Annotated in this window: 14 protein-coding genes; 5 read left to right on the top strand and 9 right to left on the bottom strand. The window is 35.0% G+C overall.

What is annotated here, in order from left to right; all coding sequences use genetic code 11:
* Positions 1–110 precede the first annotated feature (110 nt).
* The 5 genes from NHE85_RS13800 to NHE85_RS13780 form a co-directional block, all read right to left on the bottom strand.
* On the bottom strand, positions 111–1,712 hold the full coding sequence (locus NHE85_RS13800) for a Na+/H+ antiporter (protein WP_252812727.1): 1,602 nt from the start codon (positions 1,710–1,712) through the stop codon (positions 111–113).
* A 67-nt stretch (positions 1,713–1,779) separates the two neighbouring features.
* On the bottom strand, positions 1,780–2,676 hold the full coding sequence (locus NHE85_RS13795) for an aldo/keto reductase (protein WP_252812726.1): 897 nt from the start codon (positions 2,674–2,676) through the stop codon (positions 1,780–1,782).
* Between the two features lie 6 nt (positions 2,677–2,682).
* A complete protein-coding gene (locus NHE85_RS13790) occupies positions 2,683–3,891 on the bottom strand; it encodes a glycoside hydrolase family 88 protein (RefSeq protein ID WP_252812725.1) in 1,209 nt (402 codons plus the stop codon).
* An 18-nt stretch (positions 3,892–3,909) separates the two neighbouring features.
* Positions 3,910–4,311 (bottom strand): DUF4861 family protein, encoded by a 402-nt coding sequence (locus tag NHE85_RS13785; protein ID WP_252812724.1) that lies wholly within the window; start codon positions 4,309–4,311, stop codon positions 3,910–3,912.
* A 26-nt stretch (positions 4,312–4,337) separates the two neighbouring features.
* Positions 4,338–5,075, bottom strand: coding sequence for a DUF4861 family protein (locus tag NHE85_RS13780; protein ID WP_252812723.1), 738 nt, complete (start codon positions 5,073–5,075; stop codon positions 4,338–4,340).
* Positions 5,076–5,193: 118 nt separating this feature from the next.
* Here NHE85_RS13780 and NHE85_RS13775 point away from each other — a divergent pair, with 118 nt between their 5' ends.
* The 3 genes from NHE85_RS13775 to NHE85_RS13765 all read left to right on the top strand — a co-directional run bounded on the left by NHE85_RS13775 (position 5,194) and on the right by NHE85_RS13765 (position 7,448).
* On the top strand, positions 5,194–6,048 hold the full coding sequence (locus tag NHE85_RS13775) for a helix-turn-helix domain-containing protein (protein ID WP_252812722.1): 855 nt from the start codon (positions 5,194–5,196) through the stop codon (positions 6,046–6,048).
* Positions 6,049–6,152: 104 nt separating this feature from the next.
* On the top strand, positions 6,153–6,695 hold the full coding sequence (locus tag NHE85_RS13770) for a carboxymuconolactone decarboxylase family protein (protein WP_252812721.1): 543 nt from the start codon (positions 6,153–6,155) through the stop codon (positions 6,693–6,695).
* A 117-nt stretch (positions 6,696–6,812) separates the two neighbouring features.
* Positions 6,813–7,448 (top strand): hemolysin III family protein, encoded by a 636-nt coding sequence (locus NHE85_RS13765; RefSeq protein ID WP_252812720.1) that lies wholly within the window; start codon positions 6,813–6,815, stop codon positions 7,446–7,448.
* 3 nt (positions 7,449–7,451) lie between these two features.
* On the opposite strand, the gene NHE85_RS13760 is transcribed toward NHE85_RS13765, so the two are convergent.
* From NHE85_RS13760 to NHE85_RS13750, 3 genes are all read right to left on the bottom strand, one after another.
* On the bottom strand, positions 7,452–8,111 hold the full coding sequence (locus NHE85_RS13760; protein ID WP_252812719.1) for a response regulator transcription factor: 660 nt from the start codon (positions 8,109–8,111) through the stop codon (positions 7,452–7,454).
* Positions 8,112–8,114: 3 nt separating this feature from the next.
* Entirely contained in the window at positions 8,115–8,882 is a 768-nt protein-coding gene (locus NHE85_RS13755) for a sensor histidine kinase (protein ID WP_252812718.1), read from the bottom strand.
* A gap of 642 nt (positions 8,883–9,524) precedes the next feature.
* On the bottom strand, positions 9,525–10,142 hold the full coding sequence (locus NHE85_RS13750) for a hypothetical protein (RefSeq protein ID WP_252812717.1): 618 nt from the start codon (positions 10,140–10,142) through the stop codon (positions 9,525–9,527).
* A gap of 277 nt (positions 10,143–10,419) precedes the next feature.
* Between NHE85_RS13750 and NHE85_RS13745 the strand changes: the two genes are divergently transcribed.
* Both NHE85_RS13745 and NHE85_RS13740 read left to right on the top strand, forming a co-directional pair.
* Positions 10,420–11,295 carry a carbon-nitrogen hydrolase gene (locus tag NHE85_RS13745; RefSeq protein ID WP_252812716.1) on the top strand — a complete coding sequence of 292 codons (876 nt, stop codon included), beginning with the start codon at positions 10,420–10,422 and terminating at the stop codon, positions 11,293–11,295.
* A gap of 39 nt (positions 11,296–11,334) precedes the next feature.
* A complete protein-coding gene (locus tag NHE85_RS13740; protein ID WP_252812715.1) occupies positions 11,335–12,399 on the top strand; it encodes an agmatine/peptidylarginine deiminase in 1,065 nt (354 codons plus the stop codon).
* 68 nt (positions 12,400–12,467) lie between these two features.
* On the opposite strand, the gene trxA is transcribed toward NHE85_RS13740, so the two are convergent.
* Complete coding sequence (gene trxA, locus NHE85_RS13735) at positions 12,468–12,770, bottom strand: thioredoxin (RefSeq protein ID WP_252812714.1); 303 nt, start codon at positions 12,768–12,770, stop codon at positions 12,468–12,470.
* Positions 12,771–12,812 lie beyond the last annotated feature (42 nt).

Here is a 12,812-nt window from a genome sequence, read left to right as displayed (position 1 = left end):
CCTATAAAATTATTACATAATTAAATATCTGCATAAAAAAGCTCAATAATTTTTAGTTAAAACGTAAGGCTGGCAACATCAAGAAAAATAATCTTTAAGAGTAAGAAGTTCTATTCGCCATACATATCCATATTCAGCCTTGTTTCCTCAAGATCGAGTTCTAATTCTATTTTACGAAGAATATGTTCATTAGTCTTGCCCTCTTTGTGCATCTCTTCTATTTTCTTACGCTCAACATTTAATAGTTCTATCTGCAGGCGGGTATATTCATTAAAAATATTTGATGCCAAAGGGGCTCCGTTACCAAAATAATTAGCGGGCAATTCAGTTTTCTGCAGCCTGTTAAACTTAACTTCATACTTGCTTTTAATATTATTGAGCAATTCATCCTGTAATAGGGAAAGATTATCCTCAATATGCATTATAGTTTGCGATACAATCGCGTTTCGTACCTCATACTCTTCAGCGTATATAGAATACGGCTCAATTTTTAATTTACGGATGATCCAGGGTAATGTTAGTCCTAAAAAAACCAAAGTAGAAAGGATAACACAAAATACCAGAAAAATTATAAGACTACGATACGGAAAAGCTTCTCCTCCCGGCAAAGTCAGGGGTATTGCCAATGCAGCAGCCATTGAGACAACTCCACGCATACCTGCCCAGCCAAATACGACAAGATTTCGTGGATCAAATTCTTCAGCACTCCTTATGCGTTTGCTTAAAAATCTTGGCAGCATAGCAGCAGGTACTACCCATAAAAAGCGCACTATAATAACAACAAAGCTTATAGATAGTCCCCATAGTATTAAAGATTCTGTTGAATAAGAACTAATACCGTCCATTACCTGTTTTAACTGAAGCCCTATTAGAATAAAAATAAGTCCGTTTAGTATATAGGCAACTACATCCCATACTGTTACAGCCATAACACGGCTTTGATGCGTAAATATTTCTGCAGATCTGAATGATAGGTACAATCCGCAGGAAACAACTGCCAAAACTCCCGAAAAATGGAAATGCTCCGCAATAAGATAGGCTGCAAAAGGGGTCAAAAAGGTTAAAGTAACTTCTATTATAGGGTCACAAACAAACTTTTTATGTATAAGATACATAATATATCCCATAGCTAAACCAATAGCAACACCTGCCCCCGCAACAACAAGAAAGTTTAGTCCCGCTTCCCAAAAAACAAAGTTACCTGCCGTAATTGCTGCCAAAGCATATTTATAGGCTACCAGGCCACTGGCATCATTAACAAGACTTTCTCCATCAAGTATGGTAATTAATCTGGGGTGCAGTCCCAATCCTTTTGTTACAGAACTTGCTGCAACTGCATCTGGCGGAGAAACTATAGCCCCTATTAAAAAAGCTAACGGCCAGCTGATATCATCTATAAGTGCATGAGCGGCAACTGCAACTGCCAGTGTTGTAAAAAACACCAACCCGATTGCTGCAAGGCTTATAGGGCGTATGGCTCCTTTAAAATCATGCCAACTGGTATGCCATGAAGCATGGTATAATAATGGCGGAAGAAATATTAAAAAAACAATTTCGGGGCTTAATGCAATTACAGGAAGCCCCGGAATTATGCTTATGAGCAATCCCGATAAAACCAAAACTATAGGAAAAGGAAATTTATACCTATTACTCAGCAATCCTAAAAAGGCAATGCCAAACAACAGCATAATTATAACTGTAATGTTTTCCATATTAGCAGATAAATACTATTGTTATTAAATTTAAATATACTGTTTTTTATAATTAATAAATGTGAATTTATCTGTGCTCTTTATAGGTATTTCCAATCCATAAATTCTTTAGGGTATCCCGTTCATCTTTACTTAAAACATCCGCATTTGCTGCTGCAATGGCCTCATTAAGCTGTTGCATTGTTCTAATGCCTGCTACTGCTGTAGTTATTGCAGGATTATCTGTTACGTAGCGCATAACCGTTTCTGCAAGTGTTCTGCCGTCAGGTAAATTATGTTTCAGGTTATTTATTATTAACTTAACTTCCTCTTCTTTCATTCCGATATAATCAGTAGCAGGCTTATCTATTAATAATCCGCTTGCTACAGTGCCTCTGGCTAAAACACCAATATTATTTTTATGCAATACGTTAAGTGTTTCTTCTTCAGGCCTACGGTCTAAAAAACTATACTGCGTCATTACAGCAGCAATATTAGATCGGTTTACAAACTCCCGAATAACATTAGGCCTTATAGATGATAGTCCATAACTTCTTATTTTGCCCATATCAATAAGCCTTTCAAAAGCTTCAATAGTTTCATCAAACGGATCATAAATCGTTCCGCCATGAAGCAGATATAAGTCTATATAATCTGTTTGTAACCTCTTAAGGCTATCATCTACAGCTTTAAGTATATACTCTTTTTTAGGACACCATTCCCACCCGGTACCATCTTCTTTCCAGCGGTTACCTACTTTGGTAGAAATAAAAACATCCTTTCTTTTGTTCTTAACAGCTTTACCAAGCAAAATTTCATTTTCTCCCTTCTCATAAAGGTCAGCCGTATCAAACAAATTGATACCTTCGTCTATAGCTTTATGTATAATAGCATCATTATCGGCAGAAGTACTTTTAAGCGACATACAGCCAAAACTAATTTCGCTTACACTAAAGCCTGCTTTTTGTAATAAATTATATTGCATAGTATTTTAAAAAAAGCGTTTAACCCATCTCAGTTTTTCAAGCCTTACCAAACATTCCAAATAATAGTAATCGGCATAAATTATAGAATTATTGATTTCACTATCTGCCGGCTTATGCCCTGTAGAATGCAATAACAAAGCGTCATTTTGATATCGGCTCTGATAATGATCTGTAAGTTCCCTGATCATTTTCATGGCTTTACTTTCATATTCCCGTTTAAGAGTCCTGTCTTTAGTAAATGTAGAAAGTTCAAGTAATGCTGATGCTGTAATGGCTGCAGCCGATGCATCTTTAGGTGCATTAGGAATATCAGGCGCATTAAAATCCCAATACGGAATCTGGTCAGCCGGAAGATGGTCTAAATATACACGGGCAACTTTGTGGGCAAAATCAATAAATTTACGATCCCCGGTTTCCCTATATACCATTGTAAAGCCATATATAGCCCAGGCCTGTCCCCTTGCCCACATGCTATCATCAGAATATCCCTGTGCAGTAACACCTTTTAGCTTCTTACCGGTTTCAGGATCATATACAACAACATGATATGCAGAGTAATCAGGCCTGAAATGGTTTTGCATAGTTGTTTCTGCATGTTTTACTGCAATTTTATAAAGGTTTTTACTTCCTCCGTGTTTAGATGCCCAAAACAATAATTCAAGGTTCATCATATTGTCTATTATGGTATTGTGCCCACCATAATTGGCATGAGGCCATGAAAGTATAGTCCCTACCTTAGGATTAAATAAAGTAGCCAGCGTGTCGGCAGCTCTTAAAACAGCAGCTTTGTATTCTTTTTTACCTGTAAGCTGATAAGCGTTTCCAAAACTATTAAATACCTGAAAACCCAAATCATGATCTGTGGCTTTAGACTCCGTTAAAGGCAAAAGGTATTGTGTATATTTATCTGCGGCTTCAGCCCATTTCTTATCATTGGTAGTTTCATATATAAACCATAATTGCCCGGGCCAAAAGCCACTGGTCCAGTCTTTATAATCTACATACTTCCACTCTTTACTATTATTAGGTATGCTCCTGGGGATAGAATGGCCATCATCCGGAATAGCAGCAAGCGTTTTGGCGGTGTGTACTTTACAATATTCCAATTGTGTTTTAACATCCAGCCTAACTATATCTTTTTTTAGTGTTTGGGCATTAGTGACTACCGAAAAAAACAGCAATGTTAGCGCGCAAAATTTTATTTGTATATTCATTACTTGTATGAACTATTTTTAATTTTTTATGATTTTAATTTCAATCGGATTTTTAGCAATTAAAGCCTGTCTTTTTAATAATAAGTCCCAATCTTCCAGAGAATGAATCTGATTACTTTTTTGCCATGCGAATCCTGCATAGTAGGTAATCTTCTTTACCGGCTTTACAAGAACTAAAAGATTACTCTGGTCATTAGTTTTAGAAATATTTGCAAAAGCATCCTTCAGTAAATACGGATCTATTACAATACCTTCCCCCACAAAAGAATCGTCCATTGTTTCCCAATACCTAAACCAACCCTCCCGCTTATTTATACCCACATTACCTTCATTATTATGCAGTGCAATACCAATAGCGTAATTATTTATTTTTTTTTTGGAAACAGTACTAATTTCAAATTTAGAAAAATTAGAACCCAAATCAAGTGTTACTCTTTTTGTTTCTTTTATTTATAATCACTCCAGGGTTTATAAGTAAGCTCAAATATTGTTCGTAACGGGCCGCTTGCTATAATTTTATAATCGGTAAAGTTTTCAGAAACCTGAAGACTGTCATTTATCCAAACACCTGTACCTCCCGTACCTCTGCTGTTTCCCACATGATAAGGATCATAACCTTCACCGTGATCAGTATGATAGTACCCGGGTGACTTTACATGTTCTGCATACCATTTATTTATAACAGGATAATTTACACGTTTTAGCCATATATCTACCCCGCTCGATAAAGTACTTCCGGAAACTCCTCTTAAAGCTTCTTCCTGTCCTTTAAGTCCATATACCCTAAAAGCTACTTTATCATTTTCCCATGCAAAATCGTCAGACCGTTCCGGTACGAAACGCGCAAAAGCAGCTTCTTTATTTTCAATTATTTTGATATTATCATTAAATACAATTTCATATTGCACAGTAGATCTAGCCGGCACATCAGCCTGAAAAAGTAATTCATCAGCTACGCCATCACTTTCATAGTCAATCCATTGTGTTTGCAGATAGTCACCCGAGTTATGATTTCTAATTTGAAGTGAGTTTTTTTCTTTAATTAAATCTTTTGCTTTTAGTGCTACAATTTCCTTTCGGTTAAAGTTCATATTATTTTTAACCTCTATAGTGTACTTTTGTGAATAAGAGTTATGGTTAAAAAACAAAACTAATAGTGAGGCTGTAAAAAGATTTCTGATCATGTAGGCGTTTACTTAGAAAACCCAAATATAATCATAATATTTCTGGTTGCCGACCATGCCTGTGCTACAAAACCTTTTGCTTTTTTTGTTTACTTTTAATATGATTAAATAATAACTGATGAACTTAAAATATACTGACAATACTTCTAACGCTGATTTTAGGCTTGTAATTGAAGAACCTGCTTTTGACAGAAAGTTTTTTACCCGCGACAGGGAAGATAAATTACTTACAATTGCATGGAACAGAGGTGAAGAGCAAAAAATAATAATTGATGAGATTGAATATACTTTCCCTGCTAATTCAATCATACCTTTAATGGTAAACCAGTCCTTTAGGTTTGAAAATCCTGAATATATTACTTCATGGCTATTTAACCGTGAATTTTACTGTATTGTTGACCATGATAAAGAAGTTAGCTGTTCCGGCTTTATATTTTATGGCCCAACACCAATTATGTTTATCTCTCTTGATGAAAAAGAACAGGAAAAAATAGACTTATTAGTCCGTATTTTTAAAGATGAGTTCGATACATCTGATAAAATTCAGGGTGCAATGCTAAGAATGCTTTTGGTTCGTTTAATAATAACTATTACACGCCTTGCCAGACAGCAGTTTACAGATGAAACGGTTGATGATGATACAAAGTTTAGCCTGTACAGAAACTTTAATCTTTTGGTAGAAAACCATTACCGAAAAGAACACGAAGTACAATTTTATGCCGGTAAACTAAACAAGTCTCCAAAAACCCTTGCTAATGTTTTTGCAATATACGGACAAAAAACACCTTTACAAATAATACAGGAACGTATAAACCTTGAAGCAAGGAGACTATATTATTACACGGATAAATCTACCAAAGAAATAGCGTCTGAACTTGGCTTTGAAGATGCATCACATTTTAGTAGATTCTTTAAAAAACACTTTGGTGTTAGCCCTACCGATTTTAAAAAATCATTAGAAAAAGTGGCTTAGGGAAGAATTGCACATTCATCGGGAAAAGTATCCATTTTTTTACGCTTGCTATTGTCGCAACTTTGTACTGTCAATAACGACAAACAAATTTAAAACGTAATAAAATGGAAAATTTCACAGTACCAACAAAAGCAGATGTTTCTGAAAACAACCAGGCATTATTTAATAACCTTGAAAAAGGTCTAGGACAGGTTCCTAACTTATACGCTTACCTTGCTAAAAACGAAACTGCTCTTGGCGATTACCTTACTCTACAAAACCGTAAAAGCAACCTTAAAGCCAAAGAAAAAGAAATTGTAAATTTAGTAGTAAGTCAGGTAAATGAATGTGATTATTGTTTGGCTGCCCATACATTAATTGGTAAAATGAATGGCTTTACCGACGATCAGGTTCTTGAAATACGTAGTGGCCACGCTTCTTTTGACAGCAAATTTAATGCATTGGCAGAATTTGTAAAAGAGACTACGCTTAATAGAGGCAAAGCTTCACAGAATGCCATAAATAATTTGTTTGAAGCTGGTTACAATGAAGCTGCATTAATAGATATTATAATTCTTATAGGAGATAAAACAGTTACAAATTATCTTCACCGCACAACACAATTGCCTATAGATTTTCCTTTGGCTCCTGCCCTTCAAACAGCATAATAAGCTGTTTTAAATATCGAAAAGCCTTGTGTAACTACAAGGCTTTTCGATATTTATACTTTTCTTAATTAGTTGTAAACCATTAATCTTTTACCTTTGTAAATAATACTTTTTACCATGCCCAAAAGAAACAGAAAACAGGAAGAATTATGGAATGTAATTACTCACGGAACGGGAGCTGTGCTTTCTGTGGCTGCATTTATACTACTAACAGTTTTTTCTGCAATTAAAGGAACAAAAATGCATCTTGCCGCTTCACTTGTTTTCGGGGTAAGCCTGGTATTATTATATTCTGCATCTACCATATACCATGCAGTATATAGTCTTAAATGGAAACGTATCTTTCAAAAGATAGACCATCTTTGTATATATGTTCTTATTGCCGGTACTTATACTCCTATAGCTTTATTAGGTCTTAAAGGGGCTTGGGGATGGAGTATTTTCGGAATAATATGGGGATTTGCAATAGCAGGATTCATTTTTAAATTTTCTCCTTTAAGAAGATCAGAAAAATTATCGCTGGCACTATATGCAATAATGGGGTGGTTAATTATAATAGCTATAAAACCCCTCATAGAAAATCTGGCGGCCGGAGCATTATATTATCTATTAGGCGGAGGGCTTTGCTATACAATAGGCATTTACTTTTTTGCTAAAGAAAAGATACCTTACAACCACACTATTTGGCATCTGTTTGTTTTAAGCGGAAGCGCATTGCATTTTTTCGGCATCTTTTTTTATCTGATACCGTAATATTTAAATAAAAGGTTCGGTAAGCTTATGTTTGTAAGAGAATAATACTAATCCAACCTTAGATTTTATATTATGTTTTTCAAATAATGCTGTTCGATACGCTTCTATTGATTTTACAGAAACCGACATAATATCAGCCATTTGCTCATAGGTATATTCTTTTTCATTACACACAAGTTTAAGAAAATCATATTCCCTGTCTGACAGCTTAATTGCATTTTTAGATGCTTTATTTGCCGTAGGGTCATATTGTCTTACCCGTTTTAAAATTTCAACAACATTATTATACCCTATATTGGCTATATTATCTATTGCAAATTTCAGGTCGTGAGCAGTGCAGTTTTTATGCAAAAAGCCTCTTGCACCATGATGGTAAGCCGCATCTATAATCTGTTCATCAAAATGCTGGGTAAGCAATAATGCTTTATACTCCTCTTCTTTATCTTCAAGAGCCTGTAGCACCTCTACCCCATTTAATCCGGGCATAGAATAGTCTATTATAAAAAGATCAGGCTTATCCTGTAATGGCAGTGCGGTCAAAAACTCAGTACCGCTGTCAAACTCAGCAGTAACTTTATAATTGCTTATTTTTTCCAGAAGTTCTTTTAGCCCCTGCCTTACGATTTTATGATCGTCAACAATACCAATAGTAATTTTGTCCATAAGCTATTTTTCTGATACTGTAATGGTAGTCCCTTTTTCCGGAACAGTATCAATTGCAACTCTAAAGTTAATAATTTCGGCGCGTTTAATAATATTTTTAAGTCCCATTCCTGATTTTTCATCACTTTGATTAAAATCAAAGCCTTTACCATTGTCTGTAATTATCATTTCAAAAAATGGTTCGGTTTTCAAAATTACGTTTACAACTGTAGCCTCTGAATGCTTTAGTGTATTATTTATAACCTCCTGAAATATACGGTAAATAACAATTTTCTCATTGCTGTCAAATACTTTCTTTCGGGTACCTTTAAAAACAAAATCAAACTTAATACGGATATTAGTGTTAAGCCTTTGTACCTCAGCCTCGATAGCCTTAAAAAGACTCTCCTGTACTAATAACTGGCTATTTAATGAGTGGCTTATACTGCGTATAGAATTAGACAAGGTAACGATTGACTTACTTAACGGATTAAGTGCATCCTGAAGCTCAGGTTTATCCAGCTTAAGATTTTCGACCATAAAGTTAATATAGGTAAGTTGCTGCCCTGCATCATCGTGCAGATCCTGTGAAATATTGTTTAGTACCTGTTCCTGAGTTTCCAGAATAGTGCTGTTAAGCGTTTTTTGGTACTCAAGGTCTTTTTGATAAATAAGCCTGGTATAATTTTTTATTTTATTGATGTAGAGTTTTATGAGTAAAACACAGAAAAGCACCAGCAGGCTGATAAACAGCACACTTATTACAATTCCAAATGCAATATTATCTAACATGTTTTAGTCTTTTTTCACGATAAATATAAATATTGATCAGGGTATAATAAATAATATTGACAAAGTAAATTATGAATTCATATAATCTGACATTACCAAAAATTGTAGTTTCAGCAAGCTCTCTGCTTTTAAAACCAAAAACAAAACTTAACCCAAAGAAAAAAAGTATGGGAGCAGATAACAGCAGGTAATTATTTGAAAGAAAAAATGATAAATTCTCCTTCTTCAATTGATAAAAGCTTTCATATATAAAAATTGATATATATATAAAAGCTCCAACTATAAAAGTATTAAAATTACAGTTTGTTAACCCTTCATCAAAAAAAAGATTTATAATACTAAATAACAGAAAGGCCGCAAGCAATATACTTGCAGCCTTTTTATTTGAGAACACCTCTGATATTAATATTAACCATAAACTCCCATTGATAATCATACTAAGAGAATAAGTTAAACCCAATGAATAATCAGAATGCTCTAAAACGGCCGAAAATATTTCTGTAAGCAAAGAAATAAATAAAATAAACATCAGATATTTATTCTGCCTGGTATATTTGTTTACAAATACAAAGAACAAAATAAACGTCAATAGCACATAACAACTAATGGGCTTAATATATTCAAACATTTATGGTCTGTTTATTATAAAGGATTCTTTTCCGCAGTAAATGTAGGCCATCGTGAGTAATCAAAATAACTACTGCTTATACCATCAATAAGAAATACGATTGTTGTATAGCCATTAATTTGAGCTTTAATAAATTTTAAGTCCGTATCACGGGTAACGTTAGGAATTTTTGAAATGGCGTGAAATAGTGGCAATGAGTAACACGTACTAGTAATTGAAAAAGAAGTTGTTGATCCCATGCTTATATTTCCTGACGGATCAGCAGTAAAAGTTCTATACTCATTATAATTACACAATTTATTTTGTAATATATCACCTAATTTAATGGATGTATAATGAGGATTAGCACCAATTTGATTTTGTAAATCTGTATTTTCCTGAGATGTTAACTGATGGCTTTCAAGAACACACGTTAAATAATTACTACATATTGTACCCTGCCTGCTCTTTAGCCACTGAATCTGATCAGCAGGCGCCATCCCTTCAAGAGGTGTAAAGTAAACGCATCCTGGCGGAATGTCGGATTCTTTATGAGTAACGGTATTTGAAGTTGCGCTATCATCATCTTTAGTTTTTTTACAACTAATGGTAATAGAAGTTGCAATTGCTATGCATAAAAATAATTTCTTCATGATTTCTGTATTTAAATTGGTTAATGATCAAAGTTGGTATTTAGAATTGACGTCTACATTAGGTAAAACCCTATTTAATGCACGGAATAAAACTACTATTTAGCTAAAATACCTAAATTTTTGTTAATAAAATTAATTAATTTTAACATTTAAGTTAATAAATAAAATATAAACCACTATTATAAACTGCTTTCACTTTAACCAAACCCTAACAGGCTTAACCTTTAAAAAGCCAACTTTTTTGCGTAAATTTGCACCTCAATTTTTATGTAAAGCCATGAGTAAAGTAAAAGTAGGATTGGTACAGATGAGCTGCGTAAAAGAAAAGCAGCAAAATCTGGATAAAGCCATTAAGGAAATTCGTAATGCAGCCGCAAAAGGCGCTCAGATTGTATGCCTTCAGGAGTTATTTACATCATTATATTTTTGTGATGTGGAAGATTATGACAATTTTAGTTTAGCCGAAGCTATACCGGGACCAAGCACAGAAGCTTTAAGTCCGGTCGCTAAAGAGCTTAATGTTGTTATTATTGCCTCTTTATTTGAAAAGCGTGCCGAAGGCCTTTACCATAATACTACTGCGGTTATTGATGCCGATGGTACTTACCTTGGTAAATACCGTAAAATGCACATACCCGATGATCCTGCTTTTTACGAAAAATTCTATTTTACACCCGGCGACCTTGGTTATAAAACCTTCCAGACCAAATATGCAAAAATTGGTGTTCTTATCTGCTGGGATCAGTGGTATCCTGAAGCGAGCCGTATAACTGCACTTATGGGCGCTGAGATCATGTTCTACCCTACCGCTATTGGATGGGCAACAGATCAGGATGAAGACACTAACAAAGAACAATATGATGCATGGCAAATCATTCAGCGTTCACATGCAGTAGCAAATGGTGTCCATGTAGTGAGCGTAAACCGCGTAGGTTATGAGCAGGATGGTGCTATGAAATTCTGGGGAGGAAGCTTTGTGGCCAACCCTCAGGGTAAGCTAATGTATCTTGCTTCTCACGAAAATGAAGAAACTACAGTAGTTGAACTTGACACTAAAAAAACAGATCATTACCGCACACACTGGCCTTTCCTTCGCGACAGAAGAATAGACAGTTACCAGCCTATAACTAAACGTTACCTGGACGAAGAGTAGTTTGTTTTAGGTTGTCAATTTCATACTCATAAAATTATAATGACTTTTAATACACCAACTCCCAAACAATTAGGATTTTCATTTCCTGCAGAATTTGCACAACAACGTGCTTTGTGGCTTTCATGGCCTCATAAAGAGGCTTCATGGCCGGGCAAGCTACATACTATTTACAAACCCTACTGTGAATTTATTTTACAGGTATCGCGCCACCAAAAAGTATGTATTAATGTTGCTGATACTGCAATGCAGCAATTTGCTCTTAAAGAAATTGAAAAATTTGCTCCTACCGTTCCGGGTTCTAAACTTAACGAAATAAGCTTTTACCTGCACCCTACCAATGATGCTTGGTGCCGAGACCACGGACCCGCTTTTGTTGTTAATAAACAAACTGGTGAAAAAGCTATTGTTGACTGGGGTTACAATGCATGGGGAGATAAATATCCTCCGTATGATCTTGATGATGTTTTACCAACCCGTATCGGTGAAGCTTTGGGGCTTAAAGTTTTTCATCCGGGTATTGTGATGGAAGGCGGCAGCGTAGAGTTTAACGGTAAGGGCACACTTATGACTACTACTGCATGTTTGTTAAACAAGAACCGCAATCCGCACCTTAGCCAGAAACAGATTGAAGAATATCTTTCTGAATACTATGGAGTTGAGCACATTCTTTGGTTAGGAGATGGTATTGTAGGCGATGATACAGACGGACATATTGATGATATTACACGCTTTGTAAACGAAGACACTGTAGTAACAGTTGTTGAGGAGCATAAAAACGATGAAAATTATGAGCTTCTTCAGGAAAACCTAAAAGGTCTTAATAAAATGCGTCTTGAAAATGGTAAACAGCTTAATATAATAGAACTGCCAATGCCAAAGGCTGTAATTTATGAAGATCAAAGGCTTCCTGCATCGTATGCTAATTTTTATATCGCAAACAAAAGCGTTATTGTGCCTACATTTCAGGATGCAGGTAATGATACAAAAGCATTGGACATTATTCAATCCTGCTTTAAAGACCGCGAGGTTATTGGTATTGATTCTACCGATCTTATATGGGGATTAGGCAGTTTTCACTGTCTGAGCCAGCAGGAACCGGTATAAAGTATACTGTAATCAGTGTTCAGTAGTAGTTTTACAAATTATATAATGGGTATGCTACTGAATACTGATTATTGAAAACTTTTAATTGTTCTTATAATTTCTTCTTTAGGTACAACACCCGATTGCCTCCAAAGCATTTTTCCTTGTTTAAAAAGCATTAATGTAGGTACTCCCTTAACCTGAAACTCAGGACTCGACATTAAAGCCTGATTTTTATCTACATCTACTTTTATAATTTTTATGCTGTCTCCTAAAGTATCTTTTACTTCTTTAAGAATCGGCGCAAGCATCTGGCATGGTCCGCACCAGGTAGCAAAAAAATCTACTAATACAAGATCCTTACTGTTAATGAGTGCTTTAAAACTTTCCATATGCGATTAAATTTTACAGCAAAATTAGTAAATCAAATTTTT

Origin of the sequence: Flavobacterium sp. NRK1 (assembly GCF_024054175.1) — a bacterium.
Lineage (GTDB): Bacteria > Bacteroidota > Bacteroidia > Flavobacteriales > Flavobacteriaceae > Flavobacterium.
The sequence above is the reverse complement of the archived record's forward strand: the minus strand, read 5'-3'. Positions and strand labels throughout refer to the sequence as shown.

Coding starts and splice junctions, on each gene's coding strand:
- NHE85_RS13800 (WP_252812727.1), bottom strand. CDS start 1,712: ATGGAAAACATTACAGTTATAATTATGCTGTTGTTTGGCATTGCCTTT.
- NHE85_RS13795 (WP_252812726.1), bottom strand. CDS start 2,676: ATGCAATATAATTTATTACAAAAAGCAGGCTTTAGTGTAAGCGAAATT.
- NHE85_RS13790 (WP_252812725.1), bottom strand. CDS start 3,891: ATGAATATACAAATAAAATTTTGCGCGCTAACATTGCTGTTTTTTTCG.
- NHE85_RS13780 (WP_252812723.1), bottom strand. CDS start 5,075: ATGATCAGAAATCTTTTTACAGCCTCACTATTAGTTTTGTTTTTTAAC.
- NHE85_RS13775 (WP_252812722.1), top strand. CDS start 5,194: ATGAACTTAAAATATACTGACAATACTTCTAACGCTGATTTTAGGCTT.
- NHE85_RS13770 (WP_252812721.1), top strand. CDS start 6,153: ATGGAAAATTTCACAGTACCAACAAAAGCAGATGTTTCTGAAAACAAC.
- NHE85_RS13765 (WP_252812720.1), top strand. CDS start 6,813: ATGCCCAAAAGAAACAGAAAACAGGAAGAATTATGGAATGTAATTACT.
- NHE85_RS13760 (WP_252812719.1), bottom strand. CDS start 8,111: ATGGACAAAATTACTATTGGTATTGTTGACGATCATAAAATCGTAAGG.
- NHE85_RS13755 (WP_252812718.1), bottom strand. CDS start 8,882: ATGTTAGATAATATTGCATTTGGAATTGTAATAAGTGTGCTGTTTATC.
- NHE85_RS13750 (WP_252812717.1), bottom strand. CDS start 10,142: ATGAAGAAATTATTTTTATGCATAGCAATTGCAACTTCTATTACCATT.
- NHE85_RS13745 (WP_252812716.1), top strand. CDS start 10,420: ATGAGTAAAGTAAAAGTAGGATTGGTACAGATGAGCTGCGTAAAAGAA.
- NHE85_RS13740 (WP_252812715.1), top strand. CDS start 11,335: ATGACTTTTAATACACCAACTCCCAAACAATTAGGATTTTCATTTCCT.
- trxA (WP_252812714.1), bottom strand. CDS start 12,770: ATGGAAAGTTTTAAAGCACTCATTAACAGTAAGGATCTTGTATTAGTA.